General features: G+C 69.4%; 12 protein-coding genes. 5 read left to right on the forward strand and 7 right to left on the reverse strand.

Annotated features, from left to right (window positions below; all coding sequences use genetic code 11):
- Nucleotides 1-25: 25 nt before the first annotated feature.
- Together MRBLWO13_RS17345 and MRBLWO13_RS17350 are read right to left on the reverse strand one after the other, a co-directional pair.
- Complete coding sequence (locus MRBLWO13_RS17345) at nucleotides 26-2,926, reverse strand: UPF0182 family protein (RefSeq protein WP_341975334.1); 2,901 nt, start codon at nucleotides 2,924-2,926, stop codon at nucleotides 26-28.
- Nucleotides 2,927-2,983: 57 nt separating this feature from the next.
- Nucleotides 2,984-4,069, reverse strand: coding sequence for a S16 family serine protease (locus MRBLWO13_RS17350; protein WP_341975335.1), 1,086 nt, complete (start codon nucleotides 4,067-4,069; stop codon nucleotides 2,984-2,986).
- 118 nt (nucleotides 4,070-4,187) lie between these two features.
- Between MRBLWO13_RS17350 and MRBLWO13_RS17355 the strand changes: the two genes are divergently transcribed.
- Nucleotides 4,188-5,630, forward strand: coding sequence for a zinc-dependent metalloprotease (locus tag MRBLWO13_RS17355; RefSeq protein WP_341975336.1), 1,443 nt, complete (start codon nucleotides 4,188-4,190; stop codon nucleotides 5,628-5,630).
- A gap of 808 nt (nucleotides 5,631-6,438) precedes the next feature.
- Here MRBLWO13_RS17355 and MRBLWO13_RS17360 read toward each other — a convergent pair.
- Together MRBLWO13_RS17360 and nudC are read right to left on the reverse strand one after the other, a co-directional pair.
- Nucleotides 6,439-8,181 (reverse strand): ATP-dependent helicase, encoded by a 1,743-nt coding sequence (locus MRBLWO13_RS17360; RefSeq protein ID WP_341975337.1) that lies wholly within the window; start codon nucleotides 8,179-8,181, stop codon nucleotides 6,439-6,441.
- On the reverse strand, nucleotides 8,178-9,137 hold the full coding sequence (gene nudC, locus MRBLWO13_RS17365; RefSeq protein ID WP_341975338.1) for an NAD(+) diphosphatase: 960 nt from the start codon (nucleotides 9,135-9,137) through the stop codon (nucleotides 8,178-8,180). The genes MRBLWO13_RS17360 and nudC overlap by 4 nt, the downstream gene beginning before the upstream one ends.
- Nucleotides 9,138-9,201: 64 nt before the next feature.
- Between nudC and MRBLWO13_RS17370 the strand changes: the two genes are divergently transcribed.
- Nucleotides 9,202-10,551: a hypothetical protein gene (locus tag MRBLWO13_RS17370; RefSeq protein ID WP_341975339.1), complete on the forward strand. Its 1,350-nt coding sequence runs from the start codon at nucleotides 9,202-9,204 to the stop codon at nucleotides 10,549-10,551.
- Here the strand turns inward: MRBLWO13_RS17370 and MRBLWO13_RS17375 are convergent.
- On the reverse strand, nucleotides 10,497-13,955 hold the full coding sequence (locus MRBLWO13_RS17375; protein WP_341975340.1) for an ATP-dependent DNA helicase: 3,459 nt from the start codon (nucleotides 13,953-13,955) through the stop codon (nucleotides 10,497-10,499). The genes MRBLWO13_RS17370 and MRBLWO13_RS17375 overlap by 55 nt on opposite strands.
- Nucleotides 13,952-17,173 (reverse strand): ATP-dependent DNA helicase, encoded by a 3,222-nt coding sequence (locus MRBLWO13_RS17380; RefSeq protein ID WP_341975341.1) that lies wholly within the window; start codon nucleotides 17,171-17,173, stop codon nucleotides 13,952-13,954. The genes MRBLWO13_RS17375 and MRBLWO13_RS17380 overlap by 4 nt, the downstream gene beginning before the upstream one ends.
- Nucleotides 17,174-17,340: 167 nt before the next feature.
- On the opposite strand from MRBLWO13_RS17380, the gene MRBLWO13_RS17385 reads away from it, so the two are divergent.
- Genes MRBLWO13_RS17385 through MRBLWO13_RS17395 form a run of 3 tightly spaced genes read left to right on the forward strand, consistent with a single transcriptional unit; the run spans nucleotide 17,341 to nucleotide 18,417 of the window.
- On the forward strand, nucleotides 17,341-17,565 hold the full coding sequence (locus MRBLWO13_RS17385; RefSeq protein WP_341975342.1) for a DUF3107 domain-containing protein: 225 nt from the start codon (nucleotides 17,341-17,343) through the stop codon (nucleotides 17,563-17,565).
- A gap of 7 nt (nucleotides 17,566-17,572) precedes the next feature.
- Complete coding sequence (locus tag MRBLWO13_RS17390; RefSeq protein ID WP_341975343.1) at nucleotides 17,573-17,860, forward strand: hypothetical protein; 288 nt, start codon at nucleotides 17,573-17,575, stop codon at nucleotides 17,858-17,860.
- Nucleotides 17,861-17,892: 32 nt separating this feature from the next.
- Nucleotides 17,893-18,417 carry a hypothetical protein gene (locus tag MRBLWO13_RS17395; protein WP_341975344.1) on the forward strand — a complete coding sequence of 175 codons (525 nt, stop codon included), beginning with the start codon at nucleotides 17,893-17,895 and terminating at the stop codon, nucleotides 18,415-18,417.
- Here MRBLWO13_RS17395 and MRBLWO13_RS17400 read toward each other — a convergent pair.
- The gene (locus MRBLWO13_RS17400; RefSeq protein ID WP_341975345.1) at nucleotides 18,414-19,124 is read right to left on the reverse strand and encodes a ferritin-like fold-containing protein; all 711 of its coding nucleotides are present in this window, start codon (nucleotides 19,122-19,124) and stop codon (nucleotides 18,414-18,416) included. The genes MRBLWO13_RS17395 and MRBLWO13_RS17400 overlap by 4 nt on opposite strands.
- Nucleotides 19,125-19,266: the final 142 nt, after the last annotated feature.

Below are 19,266 nucleotides of genomic sequence, written 5' to 3' on the forward strand. Positions count from 1 at the left end.
GCCCATTTCGTCCGTCGGTCGCGGACTACTTCGCCGCGGCGTCCAGTTCGAGCAGCTTGTTCACTGCAGCTGTGAGGCGCTTGTCGGCCTCCGCGAACTTGGTGAGGTCGCCCGCCTTCAGCGCGGCCTCACGGTCGAGCAGCGCCTGCTGAGCCGCCGCCAGTGCGTCAGCCTCGGCATCGGTCGGCGTCGTCGGCACCTCGCCGGCATCCGGATCCGTCGGCTCCTCGGTGCCCGGTTCCGTGGGCTCGACCGTGTCGTCACCGCCGTCGGCTCCGGCGTCGCCGCCGAACAGCTTGTCCAGCGCCGCTGTCAAGGTGTCCTCGAACGCGACTTCGTCACCGAAGGCGACCAGCACCTTCTGCAGGCGAGGCAGCTTCGTCCCCTCGGAGGATTGCACGTACACCGGCTGCACATAGAGCAGGCCGCCGCCGACCGGAAGGGTCAACAGGTTGCCGTAGAGAACCTGCGACTCGCCCTGCTGCAGCAGGTTCAGCTGCGGCACGACCGCAGTGTCGGAGTTGTAGGTGTTCTGCACCTGACCTGGACCGGGCACCGTGGTGTCGGTGTCGATCTCGAGCATGCGCAGCTGTCCGTAGCCCTCGGCCTTGACACCGGCCTCGGCCCCGGCATCGGAGTCGACCGCGAGATACCCCATGAGCACGTCACGGTTACTTCCGCCCTGCGCCGACGGGATGAACGTCGAGAACATCGAGAAGCGCGGCGAATCCTGGCCGGGCATCTGCATGGTCAGGTAGTACGGGGGCTGGAGCTCCGACTCGCTGCGCGGGTCGTTCGGCGTCTGCCAGCGGTTGTCCTGCTGGGCGAAGGAACCGGCCTTGTCGATGTGGTACGTCCCGAGAATCTCCCGCTGGATCTTGAACAGGTCGGTCGGGTACCGCACGTGGCTCATCAGATCGCTGGACATCTCGCTGATTGGCTCGACTGTCGACGGGTAGATCTTCTGCCAGGTCTTGAGGATCGGGTCCTCGGTGTCCCACGCGTAGAGGGTCACCGAGCCGTCGTAGGCGTCGACCGTCGCCTTGACCGAGTTGCGGACGTAGTTGATCTCGTCGATCGCAAGCGTCGGCGCCTGGACGTTGGAGTCGGCGATCGCGTCCGAAAGGCTCACCTTCGACGAGTACGGGTACGTCGAGCTCGTCGTGTAGCCGTCCACGATCCAGACGATCCGGCCGTCGACGACGCTCGGGTACGGGTCGCTGTCCAGCTCGAGGTACGGCGCCACCTTCTGCACGCGGGTCTTCGGGTCGCGATCGTAGAGGATCTGCGACTCCTCGTTCACGAGGTTCGAGAACAGGATCTGCTCGGACTGGAACTTGAGCGCATAGAGCAACTTGGTGAAGGTGTCGCCGATGCGCGGCCCTCCTTCACCCTCGAAGGTCGTCTTCGTCTCGCTGGAGCCGTCCTTGCCCCGCGGGTAGTCGATCTCGGCCGGCTCGGCGCCCTCCGGCGCTCCCACGATCGAGTACTCCGGCGAGGACTCGCCGAAGTAGACGCGCGGCTCGAACTTCTCGGAGTCCGTGAGGAATCCGGCCGAAGGGATGCCCCGCTCGAGGAACACCGGCTCGCCGTCGGAGGTGCGCTGGTTACCTGCCGCCGCGACGAGACCGTAGCCGTGCGTGTAGACCGCGGCGACGTTGTTCCAGTTGCCGCTGTCGACGCCCTCCATATCGAGGTCGCGCACCGACACCACGGTGTCCTGCATGACGCCGTCGATCTCGTAGCGGTCGACGTCGAGCGTCTGCTGGAACTGGTAGTAGCCGCGGTACTGCTCGAGCTGACGCACGGTGGGGCTGATGACCTCGGGGTCGACGATGCGGATGGATGCCGTGGTCGCGGCGTCTTCGCGCAGCTGACCGGCCTCGGCACTGGTCTCGGCCGTGAACGGCGTCGTCTCGAGATCGGCGACGCCGTAGGCCTCTTTGGTGCCGTCGATGTTGCGCTGGTAGAACTCGGCCTGGAGCGAGTTCTGGTTCGGTCCCACCTGGAAGGTGTCGACAGCCCACGGGTAGCCGACGCCGACGACGAGGGATGCCACGATGAGCAGCGCGGTCGCCGCCAGCGGGAACCGCCACCGGCCGATGATCGCGGTCACGAAGAACAGCACGGCGACGAGGGCCGCGAGGATCGCGAGGATCGCCAGGCCCGGGATGGTCGCGTTCGCGCCGGTGTACGCGGCGCCGATGATGCGATCGTCCTCAGCGACGAGTGTCAGGTAGCGATCCAGCCAGAGGCTCACGGCCTGCACCAGCAGGTAGAGGCCGGCGAGCACCGCCAGCTGGATGCGAGCAGCCTTCGAGATGCGCAACTCGCCCTGGCCGATGCGAACCGAGCCGTAGAGGTACGACACCAGCGCCGTCACGAGGAGGCAGAGCAGCACCACTGCCGAGACGAATGCCAGCAGGATCGAATAGAACGGCATCGCGAACATGTAGAAGCCGGTGTCGAGACCGAACTGCGGATCGACGGTGTCGGTGGCGACGCCGTTGGCCCACAGCCAGACCGTCTTCCACTGCGCCGCGGCCGAGAATCCGGCGAACAGACCGAAGAAGATCGGCATGCCCCACATGGCGAGACGGCGCAGCGGCTCGATGACCTCTTGGTAGCGGTCGAGCTGCGAGCTCAGCCGCACGTAGACCGGCCGCAGTCGGTAGGCGAGCTGGATCGTCACGAACAGGGGCACGGCCATTCCGAGGAAGCCCAGTGCGAACATCAACGCGGTGGCGACCCACTGCGTGGTCAGCACATTCGCGAAACCGACCTGGTCGAACCAGAGGAACTCGGTGTAGAGCGAGGCGAAGACGAAGAATGCCGCGATCAGCGCGGCGATGATCACCATCGAGATGGTGATGATCCGTCGGGACGTTCGGGGCGTGGCCGGATTCGGCGCGGAGGTCGTGGTCACCGTCCCATCCTAGGCACGCCTGGCTATGAGCGGGGTCCCAAGCCGATCACGGCGCGGTCACGGAGCGACGCAGGTGGGAAGCGATTCCACATCGCCGTCGCTTGCGATCACCTCAAGCGCGTCCAGGGACTCATCGAGAGTTGCGGTGCGGATGACCTGCAATCCGTCCGGGACGTGGCCGATGACGTCTGCACAGTTCGCCTCTGGTGCGAGGAAGTACTCGGCTCCGGCATCCCGCGCGCCGTACAGCTTCTGCCGGATGCCGCCGATCGGCCCCACCGTGCCATCGGCCTCGATGGTGCCGGTTCCGGCGATATCCGCTCCCCCGTTGAGCTCGCCAGGGGTCAGCGTGTCGATGATGCCGAGCGCGAACATCATGCCGGCGCTCGGACCCCCGACGTTGTCGAGCTGGATCGCGACCTCGAACGGGAAGTCGTACTCGGTCTTCAGGGAGATCCCGATCAGCCAGGTCGTCTGATCGCCCTCGGTGCGCTTCTCGGGCGTGAGCGATACCGTCTGCTCTTCACCGGCGCGGAGCACTGTGAGCTCGACGGGGTCGCCCTCGGCATCCTGAATCGCCTGCCGCAGCACCTTCGCCGAGGAGACCGACTCGCCGCCGATGGCGGTGATGACGTCACCCGCCTCGAGCAGCCCGTCCGCCGGGGCACCCTCGATCGTTTCGACGACATGCACACGCGCACCGGTGTCGTATCCCAGCTCCCCGAGGGCCGCGGCCGTCGCCTCGTGCTGGGAGTCGACCATCAGCACCGCGTTGTGCTCGTCGCGCTGCTCGCTGCTGACCCCTTCGGGAAACACCGAGTCCAGCGGCACGACAGCGCGCGAGGAGTCGGTCCACGCCAGCGCCAATTCGAACCAGCTGGGGGTGCGCTCCCGATTGCCGATGACCTGGACCGTCGTGAGGTCGAGGGTTCCCGCGGTCTTGAAGGTCTCGACGCCCTCGATCCGGATCAGCGGAACCTGCTCGCCGTCCTTGCCTGCGGCGGTTCCGAGAGTGTCGTACACGGGGCCGGGACGCTGGATCACGTACGGCGTGGGCAGGAAGGTCAGCACGACGAGCGCGACGAGCGCGACGATCAGCGCCCAGACACCCAGTCCGGGCTTGGCAGACCGGAATCTGTCCACAGTGATCCTCCGTCGTTCGCGGGCGGCGTACAGCGATCTGCCCGCTTCGGGGTCACGTGCAGAAACCTGCAACTAGCGTAGATGCCACGGCTATCGGCGTGCTGAGAGGGCGAGCGACATGGCAGACAACGATCCCACCCCTGAAGACTTCCAGGAGTTCCTGCGACGGATGCTGTCCGGCCAGGGCGCCGGCGACATCGACCCGGAGGCGGTGCAGGGCGCCCTCGCCGGCATGGAGGGCCTGCAGCTCGACCCGGCGATGATGTCGACGATCATGTCGCAGCTGCAGGGCGCCTTCGGCGGAGACGCATGGGAGAACGCGCTGCGGCAGGCGCTGCACATCGCGAACCGCGACGGCCAGAGCATCACCGACGGCTCCCGCGGCTCGCTCGTCGACGCGTTCACCTTGGCGAACCTGTGGCTCAGCGAGGCGACGACGATCTCGGAGCTCGCCGAGGCACCGAAGGCGATGACCCGCGGCGAATGGGTGGAGGCGACCCTGCCGGTGTGGAAGGAGATCGCCGACCCGGTGTCGACGAGCATCGCCGACGCCCTCACCAGCGCGCTCGACACGCAGGTCCCCGAGGAGATGCGCGGACTCGTGCAGGGGGCGGGCAAGCTCATGCGCGGACTCGGCGGCTCGGTGTTCGCCGCCCAGTTCGGCCAGGTGCTCGGCAACCTGTCGCTCGAGGTGGTCTCCGGCGGCGACGTCGGCATTCCGGTGCTGCCGGCCGGCACCGCCGCGGTGATCCCGCAGAACCTCACCGCGTTCGGCGAAGGACTCGAGATCCCCGAGGACCAGATCGCGCTGTACCTCGCGACGCGCGAACTCGCCCACGCCCGTCTGTATCGCCATGCCAAGTGGCTGCACCTGCACGTGATGGCCCAGATCACCGACTTCGCCCGCGGGGTCACCGTCGACGTCGATGCCCTGGAGGACGTCGCAAGCCGACTCGACCCGTCGAACCCCGAGGAGCTGCGAGCCGCCATCGAGGGCGGCGCACTTCTTCCGACGCAGACCGAGGCGCAGCGCGAGGCTCTGACCAGGCTCGAGAACCTCGTCGCGACGATCGACGGATGGGTCGACGTGGTCACTGCTCAGGCCACCTCGCGGCTACCCGACGGCGCACGCCTCGCCGAGGCTGCTCGTCGCCGGCGTGCTGTCGGCGGGCCGGCCGAGGATGCCCTCGGCGCGCTGGTCGGGTTGAAGCTGCGCCCACGACGGATGCGCGAAGCCGTCGCCATGTGGCAGGCGGTGACGGATGCCGTCGGAACGGCCGCCCGCGACGCGCTGTGGGACTACCCCGACCTCATGCCGACGGCTGAGGACATCGACGATCCCAGCGCGCTGGTGGCCCGCCTGCAGGCCATCGCCCGCGGCGACGAGCCGGTGGCCGACGAGTTCGACGAAGCGCTCGCGCGCCTCCTGGACGGCGACGACTTCACCGGCGGAACGGAAGCGGAGCCGGTTTCGGACAGCGGACCGCACTCGGATGCGCCGGAAGGCGACGCGGACGCACCGGAAGACGAACACGGCACCGGGGGCGACCGACCGGTCTGAGCGGAGTATCCACTTCTCCTCCCCAACGGGAGATATCCGGAAGTTGTCCACGGATGCCCTTCGAGTGCCCCGCGCGCTCTCGGCAGTCGTGAGAATCGGGGCATGTCTCCGCTCTCGTCCAAGACGATCACCCGGCTCGACCCGTCCGCTCCCCTGCTCTGGCGCGACGAGCAGACGCTGCAGCTCGGCGTCGACGGAAGCGTGCGCATCGAGGTCGTCGGCGTCTGGGTCGAGGCCCTGCTGGTCCGGATGTGCGCCGGCTTCCAGCGCCGAGGCTTCGACGTCATCGCTCACGCGTCCGGGGCGCCTCGCGATGAGGCGCGGATGCTGCTGCGACGTCTCCAGCCGTTGCTCGTCGACGACCCGCCTCCGCCGCCCGCGGTCTGGGTGGAGGGTGTCAACATCACAGACGCGCGTTGCGAGTACCGGATGCGGGACGCTCTCGCCGACGAGGGACTCTCCTCGGGCGCACGCACGGATCCAGATGCCATCGGCGTGATCCTCGTGCAGGGCGCGGCGGCGGCCCTTCAGCTCGCCCCGTACCTCAGCGCGGACATCCCGCACCTCCCGGTGGCCTTCGAAACCGGACGTGTCACGGTCGGCCCGCTCGTCGTCCCCGGGATCACCCCCTGCCTCTCCTGCCGCGACGGACATGAGCGCGATCGCGACCCGGCATGGCCTCGGCTCCATGCCCAGCTGATCGCTCGCCATTCCGGCCCCATCGCGGTCGTGCACGTGGCAGAGGCCGCTGCCCTCGCCGCCCGCATCCTGTCGGCACCGGAGAGCGACGCATCAGCGATCGCTCAGATCACTGCAGACGGCGCCCGCGCGTGGCGCTCGGTGACGTTTCACGCAGAATGCCGGTGCCGCGAGCAGTCGTTCCCATCTCAGCGAGAAAGCGCGACGGTGCCCGCTCCCCTCGTCCTGCCGCGCGCGACCACGACAAGGACAGCGTTCGCGCAGCCCGCGTGACGCCGACATACGCGAGACGACGTTCCTCGTCCACGGCCTCGAATGTCGTCGCGTACGAGATCGGCAACGCGCCTTCGGCCCACCCTGCCAGATGCACGTGCGGCCATTCCAGGCCCTTCGCGGCATGCAGCGTCGACAGCGTCACCGTCCGCATGGTCGGCTCGTGCTGGTCCTTCGCCCTCGCCATCAGCGCGTCGCTGAACGAGCGCAGCGTGGCGTCGGAGCCCGCTTCCTCCGCGAGCCGAAGAATCGCCCGCCGCGCCTCCCAGCCGTCCCGCTGAGCACCGCCGGCCTCGGGCGGCTCCTCGGTCAGGCCGAGCTCGCGGAGTACTTTCTCCACGTTCCCGAGGAAATCCCGCTCAGTCGGCGCGACCGCGGCGCCACGGAGCGCGAGAATGGCCTGCCGCACCTCCGGCATGGCGAAGAACCGGGTTCCGCCGAGCACGGTGGTCGGAATACCCGCCGCCCCGAGCGCCTGCTGCAGGGCTGCGGACTGGGCGTGCGCCCGATAGAGCACGGCGATGTCGGCCGGCGATGCACCCGCAGCGATGCGTGCGGTGACGGCTGCGGCGACACCGGCGGCCTCCTCCGTCTCAGTGTCGTAGGCCGTGACCGTCGGGGTGTCGGCGGTGAACGAATCGCGCGCCGGAACAAGCTCCAAGGCTCCTGGCCGGCCTCGCATCAGCGCGTTCGCCGCGGTGAGGATCGGTGGCTGGGAGCGGTAGTTGGTCTCCAGGCGCACCACAGTGGCATCGGGGTAGCGACGCTCGAACTCCAGGAGGAAGCGCTGTTCAGCACCGGCGAAGGAGTAGATCGTCTGGCTCGCGTCGCCGACGACGCAGAGGTCGCGTCGGTCGCCCAGCCACAGCTCGAGCAGCCGGTTCTGCAGCGGCGAGACGTCCTGGTACTCGTCGACGGTGAAGTGGCGGTACTGCTCGTGAACGGATGCGGCGACCCGCGGCTCCGCCTCCAGCATCCCCGCGCACGCCAGGAGCACATCCTCGAAGTCGAGCTGACGTCGCTCATCCTTCAACGCCTCGTATGCGCGCTGCAGTTCGGACAGCTGCGTGGCGTCCACGCCGTTCACCGTGCGGCCGAGAGCCGCGTGCTGGTCGATGGACAGCATCGAGACCTTGCGCCACTCGATCGCGGAGGCGATATCCCTGAGGGTGGCGGTGTTCGGCCTCATCCGAAGACCGTCGGCCGCCTGTCCGAGCAGACGCACCTTGTTGTCGATGATCGAGGGTGCGGGCGAGCCCGCCAGCGTCGGCCAGAAGAAGTTCAGCTGTGCGAGCGCTGCGGCGTGGAACGTGCGGGCGGCGACCCCTTCGACGCCGAGAGCGCGCAACCTGCCGCGCAACTCTCCGGCGGCCTTCGCCGTGAATGTGACGGCCATCACCCGGGAGGGCGAGTAGGTACCGGTGTCGACGCCGTGCGCGATCCGGTGCGTGATCACGCGGGTCTTGCCTGTTCCGGCACCGGCGAGCACGGCGACGGGCCCGCGCAGCACGGAGGCGGCCTCGCGCTGGCGGTCGTCGAGAGCCGCCAACGCTCCCCCGACGGTGTCCGGTGCGCTCATGCTCGATCCTCGTACCAGTCGCGGATCAGCGCCCTGGCGATCGAGGCGGAACCGGGAAGACCGACGGGCCCTTCGCCGTCGAGAGCGGTGCCGATCTCGGCACGCGTGAACCAGCGGACGTCGATGATCTCTTCGCCGTCTGCGCGGGCCGCGGACTCGTCCTCGACGACCGCGCGGAAGCCGATCATCAGCGAGCGCGGGTACGGCCACGGTTGCGATGAGATGTAGCGGATCGCGGTGAGGCGCACGCCTGCCTCTTCTTCGATCTCCCGGTGCACGACCTGCTCCAGGGATTCGCCGGCCTCGGCGAAACCGGCGAAGCAGGAGTACATCCGGCCTCCCCAGTTCGCGTTCGCTCCGAGCAGCAGCCGTTGACCGTCGACGCTCTCCACGGCGACGATGACCGCCGGATCGGTGCGCGGGAAATGTTCACGACCGCAGGAGAGGCAGCGCCGCGACCAACCGGCCTGGCGCACTTCCGTGCCGCCACCGCACACGGCGCAGAACGGCGCATCGCGCAGCCAACCGGCGAGCGCGATCGCTTCGACGAGAAGCTCGGCATCGAGCGCACCGAGGCGTGCTCCGACGTCGCGGAGCCCCAACCACGTCTCTTCGGGAGCGGCGTCGATGGCCTCAGCGGCGTCTGCGACCGCCGCGAGCAGGATCGCGGCGCCCGCAGGATCGCGCCCGAGCACGGCCCACGTGGCGTCGCCGACTTCCGTCGGCGTGACCAGGACGAGCGCGATCGCCGGGGTGTCGATGCCGGTTCGATGCGTTTCGTCTCTCTCCCCGACCGGCGTGCGGGGCTCGTCCGGAACAGCCGCCAGGTCCACTCGAACCCGGCCGTTGCGCACCATGACGACTCGCGTTGTCGCATCCTCGCGGAGGCGATCGACGACGCCCACCTCGGTGCGGAGTTCGGCCGCGCGGTCGAGAGTTGGACGCTTGATGGTCATCGACTCCCTCTCTCACGGGCGTGGCGAGGGCGGGACCGCCCCTGCACCGACCTACCCTGGGGGCATGGCACGCTCTCCTTTCACTCTAGCCGCGGCGGTGACGGCCGCGTTGCCCGGGGCGGACGTGACGGGCGCGCGCCCGCTGACCGCCGACGGCGACGCCCGTTTCGACTCGGCCGTCGTCACCCTCGCCGACCGCCGCGAACTCGCGATCCGCGTGGCGGACGACGATGAAACGGCGCGCGAACTCGCCGCCGAAGCGCTGGCCTTGCGCGCGCTCACCGCGGGCGCACGCGCCATGCTGCCCTTCCGCGCGCCGGAGTACATCGGCGAGACGCGCCTCGGCGATGGCCGGGCGCTCGTCACCGAACTGCTTCCGGGCTTCCAGATCGAGGCACCCCTGGTCCCGGCGGGACCAGGGGCTGCCGAATCGATGGGCGCCGCGATCGCCGCGGCGCACGGGATGCCGATCTCCGTCGTCCGCGGCGCCGGTCTCTCCACGCGTTCCGCCGAGGAGGGCCGCGACGAGGTGCGTCGGCTGGTGGACACCGCGGCCGCGACCGGCCGGGTTCCCGCGCGGCTCACCGTGCGCTGGCGTGAGGCCGTCGCCGATGACGATCTCTGGCGGTTCGAGGCCACGGTCGTGCTGGGCGGCGTGCAGGCGACCTCCTTCCTGTTCGATGACGACCCGGAACTCGGACCGCAGGTCATCGGCCTGGTCGGCTGGCACGGCCTGTCGGTCGGCGACCCTGCCGTCGATCTCGCCTGGCTGTCGGCCGCACCGGATGCGGCGCCCGATGTCCATGCCTCGTATGCGCGGGCGGCGGGGCGAGTGCCGGATGCGGCACTAGAGGTGCGTGCTCGGCTGCTCGCCGAACTGGAATTCGCACGGTGGTTGGTGCATGGGGACTCGCTGCGCCGCACAGACATCGTCGACGATGCGGCTGCTCTCCTGGAGGCTCTCGCCGCCGGGCTTCGTGACGACGACAGGAATGTGATCGCCGCGCGGAGCGAGGGCGTCGACTCGGCCCTCGACGCGCTGGATCGCGTGCCGGCCTCGGCTGCTGTCGCGGTCGACACCTCCATGCAGACCGATGCCTACAATCCCGACGACCTGTGGCACGACGCGGATGCAACGGCATCCGTCCCCTCGCTCGACCGGGCGTCGCACGCCCGCGATGACGAGCCCGATGCATCGGTGGACCGCCGCGCCGCGATGACGAACGTGGAGACCGAAGATCTTTCCGGCATCGTCGAGTCGGGGCTCTTTCCGCTGGAAGACGTCGAGCAGACGGCGAATGCGTCCGATCAGGAGGTCGACGATGACCGCAGGGCTGCGGCGGGAGACTCAGACGAGGCTCAACGCGCAGCGCGGGCGGCACTCCAGCGCTGGAAGAGTTCCGCCTCCGAGTAGATCCGCTCTCCTCGGATGACGAGGTCGTCGGCCACGTAGTACAGCGCGACGTCGATCTCCCCCAGCGGCACACCGAATCGGCGGTGGTAAGCCAGGCGATAGAGGGCGAGCTGGAGCATCCGCTCCTCGCGTTCCTCGGCGGTGCGCGGTGCCTTACCCGTCTTCCAGTCAACGATCTCGATTCGACCTCCACGGTCGTCCCGCCGATAGACGGCGTCGAGCTTGCAGATGACGATGTGCCCTGACTCGTCGGAGTCAGCGCCCGACGACACTCCCGCTCCGAGGGCGAAGTCGATCTCGATCTCGACGGCGATCGGCTTGAGCGCACCCCACTCGCTGCGTTCGAAGGTGTCGCGCAATCGGGCCAGGGCCGCTTCGTCGGCCCTGGCGACGTCGTCGAGCCGGGCCTCGTCGTCGTCGATCTCCCACAGTCCGTCATCGAGCGAGGAATCGGCGCCGACCAGACCGGAGCGGTGCTCCACCCAGGAGTGGAACAGTGTTCCGATCCGGGTCTGCGTGTACGGGCGCTCCGGCATCGGGCGGGCGATCGTGCGGGCGGTCCCGGCGAAGTCGCCGATGTAGTCCTTGAATCGCGACGCCGGAACCCTGGTCGGTACGTGGGCGATCGCGCCGCGCTGGCGCTCGGCGCGCTCCGCGAGGAGCCGCTCGAGTTCCCGTGTCGCCTGCGGCGCTGCGGTGGACGTCATCGCGGCACGCACCTCCTCGGCCGCACGCGAAACGACGCCTCGGCGTCCGCCGAGCGGGTCACGGGGCCACGCGGCGGTGCGCGATGCGCCCTCATAAGGGTTCTCATCCGGGTCGACGCCGTCGATGGCGTCGAGACCGAGGATCTCGATCGCCTCCAGGAGGTACGGACTGGGCGTGCGCGGCTTCTTCTGCCCTGCCCAATGCGCACCGCTGAGCAGCAGGTGGGTACGGGCTCTGGTGAAGGCCACGTAGGCCAGCCGTCGCTCCTCCTGCTGCTGGTAGTCGCGGTACTCGGACTTGAACCGCTCCAGCGCGCCTCCGGCAGGGTAGGCCTTGGTCCGGCCGCTGCCCAGGGCATCCAGAGCGGCCTTGTGGCGCTTCTTCGGATCGTCGCCGGCCGCAGCCATCTCCGCGACCGGATCCCAGGAGAACACAGGCAGGGCCGTGCGATCGCCGCGGAGCGCGAACGGAAGCATCCCGAATCCGAACCAGCCGGCGGTCTCCTTCGGTGTGCCTGGCAGCTCATCGTCGACCAGGCGCACCACGGCCACGGCGTCCCACTCCAGCCCCTTCGACCCGTGGATGGTGAGCAACTGCACGACCCCTGGCTCCGGCGGCTCCGTCCGCGGCATCAGCTCGTCGGTGCGCTCGGCCTTGTCGAGCCACGCGAGCAGGTTCCCGATCGTTCCGCGTTCGTCGGCCGTGAGGAAGGCGCGCACCTCGTCCGTGAACGCGCGCAGCTGTGTCGACGCCGTACGCGCCGGGCCCCTGGTCTCGTTCGTCGCGAGTTCGATGTCGAGCCGCAACTCGGTCTCGATCAGGCGGATCAGCTCGGGGATGGGCTGCGTGGAGGCACGGCGCAACCGCTCGAGCATCTCGCCGGCCTCGCGCAGACGCGCACGCCCCGTCGGGGTGATCGCCTCGAGCATCCGGTAGCCGTCGTCGATGCCGCGCACGAAGTCGACAGCGTCGACGATCGAAACAGCTTCGTCCGCTCCCTGCGAGGAGCGCAGCCGCGCCTGTACCTCGTCCGGGAGCGGGGTGAGCGATCCATCTCGTTTGGCGAGGGTCATCGCGAGGTCGTACAGCGCAGCCATATCGGCGACGCCGACCGCGAAGCGAGGGCCGACGAGCAGGCGGATCAGCGCGGATCCGGCCGTCGGATCGTGGATCACCCGCAGCGCAGAGACGACGTCGACGACCTCGGGAGTCGACAGCAACCCGCCCAATCCCAGGATGCGATGCGGGATGCCCCTACGCCCGAGGGCCGAGGCGAAGGTCTGCATGTGCTTCTTTGACCGGAAAAGGACGGCGCCGCTCGATGCTCCCGCCGCCATGTCACGACGATCGGCGAACCACGCAGCGACGTCGTCGGCCTCATCCTCGACGGTGAGCGCGAATCGCACGTCGACAGCGCCCTCGCCCGCTCCCGGCCGTGGCTCCAGCTCGGGCACACTGAGCTCGGCGCGCTGCAGCGAGAGCAGCACGCGGTTGGCGACATCGAGGATGGTGCGGTCGTTGCGCCAGCTCGTCATCAGGCTGTAGTTCGCCGCCGGTTGCGTACGGGCGAACTCGCGGCCGAACGCGTAGAGGTTGTCGGCACTCGCGCCGCGCCATCCGTAGATCGACTGGTGCGGGTCGCCGACGGCCATCACCGCGGTGTCGTGGAACAGCGCAGCGAGGAACCGGGTCTGGATGACGGAGGTGTCCTGGTACTCGTCGAGCAGCACCACCCGGTACTGCTCCCGCAGTGCCTCGCGCACATCGGCCGAGCCCTCCACGATGTCGAAGGCGCCGCTGACCTGGTCGGCGAAGTCGAGCACGCCACGACGGGACTTCTCGGCGACGTACTCGGAGACGAGCCGGGTGAGGACCGGCACGTTCTCGAGGTTCGACGCCGCCGTCTCCACGATCGCGCGTTCCCGGTACGGCCCGAAAGCCTCCGCCTGCGCGCTGGCGATCCTCTCGATGTCCGCGATGGGGGCTCGATGATCGAGGGCGTCGCCGGCGAGACGCTGCACCGCATCGATCACTCCCGACGGCGATCGCTCGATCTCCTCGAGGTCGGGATCCTGCGAGCGATGCACGACGGTGCGGGCGAGAAGCCACGACGCAGACTGGCTGAGCATCGCGGCATCCGGGTCGCGGCCGATCCGCGCCGCGTGCTCGCGCACCAGCGAGTCGGCGAACGCGTTGTAAGTCGACACCCTCGGACGGATCATGATCTCCTCCGCCGGGCGCGGAGCCGACGGGTCCCAGCCAGTACCGAAGCGCAGGGAGAGCTCGTCGAGCACCGTCGAGCGCACCAGCTCGCGCTGACGACCGGCGGATGCCGCTTCGACCCGCTCCAGCGCCCCGCTGCGCACGATCTCGGTGAGGTGCGGAAGCAGACCGCGTCGCCCGTACTCGTCGACCAGCGCGAGCCGCGCACCGATGCGCTCGGCGAGCTCACCGGCCGCTTTGCGGGTGAAGGTCAGCCCGAGGACCTCGTCGCGGCGGACATGGCCGTTCGCGACGAGCCAGACCACCCGCCCCGACATCGTCTCCGTCTTGCCCGATCCGGCACCGGCGACCACCAGGGCAGGTCCGGGCGGCGCCTCGATGACGCGCTGCTGTGCGGCCGTGGGCGGCGGCTGGCCGAGAGCGGCGGCGATGTCGATGGCCGTGAGCGCCAGTTCGCCCGTCCATGCCGTCACGAGCTCACCGCCTCGACGGTGTGGATGCGGCACGGTTTGACGTACACCTGCGTATCCTCGCAGTGCGCCTGCACCTGGGCGGTGAAGCTGCTCGCCGCCATCCCTCTGCCTGCGTCCGCGACCCGGTGCAGGAAAGCCGTGCGCTGCTCGTCGCCGAGCGTGTGCTGATGCGCCACCCGATAATCGCTCTTCCCGACTGTCTTCGACACGATCACCAGACGCGCCCCGACCAGGGCGTCGGCGTTCGCGCCGTCGACCAGCCCCTCCTGCACCGCCACCTGGTAGGCGGCGAGCTGCGCGTGCTCGAGCACCGCCGACTCGGTGTCCGGCTCGTACTTCCCGCTCTTCAGGTCGACCACGACGACGCGCTCGCCTCCGGCGCCCTGCGCCATCTCGGTCCAGCGTTGGCCGCGCGCAGGTCGGTGCTCGCCGGCGCCCGAGGCGTAGACCTCGACGCGGTCGATCACGCCGCTCACCAGCGCCCGCCCCGCGGGAGCCGTGCCCTCCACAGGCTCAACCGTGACCTCGTCGAGGTCGTCGGACAGCCCGACGGCGAAGCGGAACTCCGCCTCCGATCCGACGACACGCCCGCCGTCACGGGACACCTCGCTCAGGTACGCCTGCATCCGGTCGACGTAGAGGTCGGCTCGGCGCCGTTCCTTGCGCCCGATCCAGGCGGTCTCGAAGTCGAGCTCGGGCCATCGCTCGGCGACGATCTCGCGCAGCTGCTCGATCCCGCCCTCGGGGACGCGCTCCATCGCGGCGTGCAGGATCGTACCGATTCCCGCCGAGGGCGCCACCACCGTGTCGCCGCCGAGCGCTGACACAACCCAGCCGAGGCCGCACTCCTCGAAGGCCTCGAGGCGCGACGGGGAGACGCGGACACCGGCGTTGTCGAGATCGCGCAGCGGCGCGGTACTGGACGGCTCGCGCATCCCGTACCAGGTGGACGGGTCGGCACCGGGCACGCCCGCCTCGGCGAGCAATCGCAGTTGACCGGCGGCCTCGGCACGGGCATGCGCGTCATCGGAACTGGTGAGCGTGCGACGGTGCCGCGCGACGAGGCCACGCAGCGTGAGCGGATGTGCCAGGCGATCACCGGCGTCGGGGCGCGGTTCCGGAAGGAAGCCGAACAGGGCGCTCGGCGACGAATCGTCGTCGTCGACGGCGGTGACGAGCAGCAGCCGGCGGGCCCTGGACAGTGCGCGAACGAACAGGCGCAGCTCGTCGTGCAGCACCGTGCGGCGGCGGCCCTGGGTGTCCGGCTCGTCCAGCGGATGGCCGTTCCGCGCCGCCGTGATCGTGTCGGCGAGGCGCCAGGTGTCGAGCATCCCGCCGCGCAGCCGGACATTGGGCCAGACGCCGTCCTGGACCCCCGCGATGACGACGGCGTCGAACTCGGTGCCGAGAGCCGTTGCGGGGGTCAGCAACGTCACCGTTCCCGGACGCTCAGGGGACGAGAGGGTGTCTTCGGGCACCTCGCTGTCGATGATGTCGGAGATGAAGCGAGCCGGTCCCCCCTCCTGCACGCGCTCCACCGAGCGCTTGGCGGCGTCGAACAGGGCAACGAGCGCATCGAGTCGACGTCCGGCCTCTGCGCCTCCCGGCGCCTCCGACGCCTCGCGCCAGGCCTCGTCGAGACGACGCCCGCTCGGAGCTCTGGCCGCATCCCACACCCGCCAGAGCAGCTCGTGGATGGTCTCCCCCGTCGCTGCCGCGTCGGAGACCTTCTGCAGCAGCGAGCCGAATCGCGCTGCCGTCCGTGCCTCAGGCGTGTCGAGCAGGTCAAGAGTCGCCGGCTCGGCCAGCGCCACGCGGAGCAGCTCGCGTGCGGGTGCCGAGCCCCCGTTCTCCAGCTCACGATGCCGGAGACCGGCCCGGAGCCTGCGGAGTCCGACGCCGTCGAGGCCGCCGAAGGGCGTGCGCAGCGCCTCGGCCAGAGCATCCGCCTCGCGCTCGGCCACCGGCGTCATGGCGAGGCGGACGATGCCGAGGATGTCACGCACGACCTGCTCGCTGCCCAGCGGTCGCTGCACACCCGCGGAGCGAGTCGGCACCTCTCGCGCAGCCAGCTCGACGTCAAAGTTCACCACCTGCCGGGTGTCGTGCGCCAGCACCGCCATCCGGTCCCACGCGATGCCCTGCTCGAGGTGCCACTCACGCAGGACGGCCGCGATGCGGTCGATCTCCTCGTGGGGCGACGGGGCGAGGAAGGTCGTGATGCCGGCGTCCTGCGCCTGCTCGTCGCGCGGCGCCGGGGCTCGCCGGTGCTCGACCCGGCCGGCGACTCCGATCGCCTGGGTCACCCGGCGGGTCAGATCGGTGAGAGCGGGTGTCTGCCGGTGCGGCTCGTCGAGGACGAACACGTCGCCGAGCACGGCGGCCAGTCGGGCGAACAGCTCGGGGCTCGCGCCGCGGAACGCACCGGACGAGATGTCGGGATCTCCGAAGGCGAGCACCGCGATCCCGCGATCGCGCAGGGCCTGCACGATCGCGATGCCGCCGGAGGTGAGCTCCTGGGCGTCGTCGATGAGCACCGCCCGCAGTTCACCAAGGGCTCCGAGCGACGCCGTGTCGGCCGTGCGCAGCAGAACGGCGGCCTCGCTGAGCAGATCAGCGGCATCACGATGCGCGGAGCGGAACTGGTCGAGCACGCCGCGGTACTCGATGAGGAAGGCCGCGACGGCGCGCCAGGCGACGCGGTCGGATGCCCGCAGCTCTGCCGGCGACACCCCGAGCTCGGCGCACTCGGCGATGAACGCGCGCAGCTCCGAACGGAAGTCCTTCGAGGAGCGGACCATGGCGCTGAGCTGTGCCGGCCAGCGCTCGACACCATCCTCTTCATCACTCTCGTGACCGGCGAGGAGCTCGGCGATGATGCGGTCCTGATCGGCCCCGGTGAGCAGCGCCGGAGGTTCGTCGCCCTGCTGCACCATCGCACCGCGCACCAGCTGGAAGGCGAAGGAGCCGAGGGATCGGGCCAGCGGCCCGGGAGTCGCCTGGTCGATGCGCACGCCGATGCGATCGCGCAGCATCGTCGCCGCCTTCCGGTTGGGCGTCAGCACCAGCACCTCGGCAGGCCGGATTCCGGAGCCGAGCAGATGCACGACACGGTCGGTGAGAGTGCGCGTCTTTCCCGTTCCCGGTGCTCCGATGATCACGCCGGATGCGGTCGCAGGGGCGCCGACGACGGCTCGCTGCGCAGCATCCGGGGTCATGTTCTCCACGCTAGCGGGGTGCGCGGACATCACTCCCCGCCGCGGCCCGTCGCCCTGTGCGCTCAGGGCGAAACCAGCAGCGACGACCGATCCGCGCCGGCACCACCGGGGTAGAGTTGGGCGCAGTCCCCGACGAGAACGTCGTCACTGAATCGCGAGGAGCACGCGTGGAAATCCGCATCGGCATCATCAACACCGGCCGCGAGCTGAGCTTCGACACCGGAGCCTCCGCCGACGAGGTCCGCACCCAGGTCGCCACTGCTCTCGAGCAGGGTACGACGCACATGAACTTCGCCGATGTGAAGGGCAACTCCTACCTGGTCCCGACCGCGAACCTCGCCTACATCGAACTGGGCACCGAGGAATCACGCCGCGTCGGCTTCGTCGCCTGACCCCACGATGTACATCCTTCTCGCACTCGTCGCCGCGTGCGCGCTCGGCATCGGTGCGCATTTCCTGGTCAGTGGCCGTGAATTGCGCGGCGTCGCCCTCACCCCGGCGATCGCGACCGTGGCGGCCGGGGTCATCTACACGGCCATGCAGTGGGCGGGCGTCGGCCAGGACAGCATCTGGCTGTGGCTCGCGAGCATCATCGGCTCGGTTCTGATCGCCGTCATCGCGACCCTCGCGATCGTCGCGATCCGTCGTCGCACGGATGCCGAGACGAAGGCCGCGCTGGGAATCTGAACGCGATGTCGTCGAGCGATTCGGAGCCGAGCGTGGCCCGCACGCTGTTCTGGATCCGCGTCTGCATCTGGATCCTCATCATCGGGCTGGTTCTCAGCGGGATCACCGCGTTCCCGCTCCGGGTCGAACTGGCATTCGCCAGCGACGTCCTGCACGATTCCCCCGCCGTGGGCTGGTTCCCGGATGCCGTCGCCTGGGTCGATCGGGTCGCGGATGCCCTGGCTGACGTCGACACCCGCTACCCGTTCATCGCCTACGGCACGGATTGGCTCGCCTTCGCGCACCTCGTGCTCGCCGTGGTGTTCGTGGGGCCCTTGATCGATCCGGTGCGAAACATCTGGGTGACGCAGTTCGGGGTGATCGCCTGCGTCGGGATCATCCCGCTCGCGCTCATCGCCGGCGGCATCCGCGGAATTCCGCTCGGCTGGCAGCTGATCGACATGTCGTTCGGCGTGATCGGTGCGATCCCGCTGATCATCGCGTGGAGGCTGACAAGGCAGCTGGAACGGATGCAGCGCGCCGATGCGACCACTCCGCGGACGGCGGAGATCCGCTAGGACGCGAGTCCCATCGCATCCATCCGACGGGCGTGCGCTCCCATGAGCTCGGTGTAGACCGGCTCGACGCGTTCCTCGTCCATCGCGAGGCGTTCGGGACGCAAGGCCGCGCGGCACACGAGCAGCGCGTCGCCGACGAGTCGGCGTGCCCACATCGAGAGCAGCGAACGCCACTCCTCGTCGCTCTCGATCGTGAGCTGGATGATCGCCACGATCTCCTGACGGCCGTCATCCTGCCGGAGGATGTCGGCCACCCGGCGACCGGTGTCGCCATAGCTGGAGGCGAGCGCGAGGTAGAAGTCGTCGAGCATTCCTGCGGTGATGTAGACAGCCAGGAGGGTCTCACGCGGGCGCGCGCCGATCGTCTTCCGGCGGAACGCGTCGAGGTGCTCACGGAACGGCAGCATCAGCTGCGTCGGATCGTCGCCGCGAGATGCGATCAGATCGACGATCGCACGATGCTTGCTGAGGGCCGCGCCGGCCGCTCGCGACAGCGCTTCCTTCTCGGAGAGCTCCGGGGTGGCGCGGATCAGTCGCGTGAGCGTCTCGAAGTAGCCGAGCTGCAGGTACGCGGCCTGACCGAGGAAGCGATTGAGTTCAGGGGCGAGTTCGGCGAAGTCGACCCTCGTCGCATCACCCTGATCGCCTCGACTGCGAAGCGTCAGTGTGCGCCGCGGAGCCTTGCGCTTCCAGAACCAGTCGACCATGCGCCCAGACTACCCAAGCTCACCGCTGATCCCCGGTGTTCCGACCCCCTCGGGTAGGCTGGTCACGTCCCGCCAGTGGAGTGGGGCCCCGCGCCTGTGGCAGAAGAGACGGCGTGGATCCGTTTTCGTGGCGAGCACTGCG

Origin of the sequence: Microbacterium sp. LWO13-1.2, from assembly GCF_038397725.1 — a bacterium.
GTDB lineage: Bacteria > Actinomycetota > Actinomycetes > Actinomycetales > Microbacteriaceae > Microbacterium.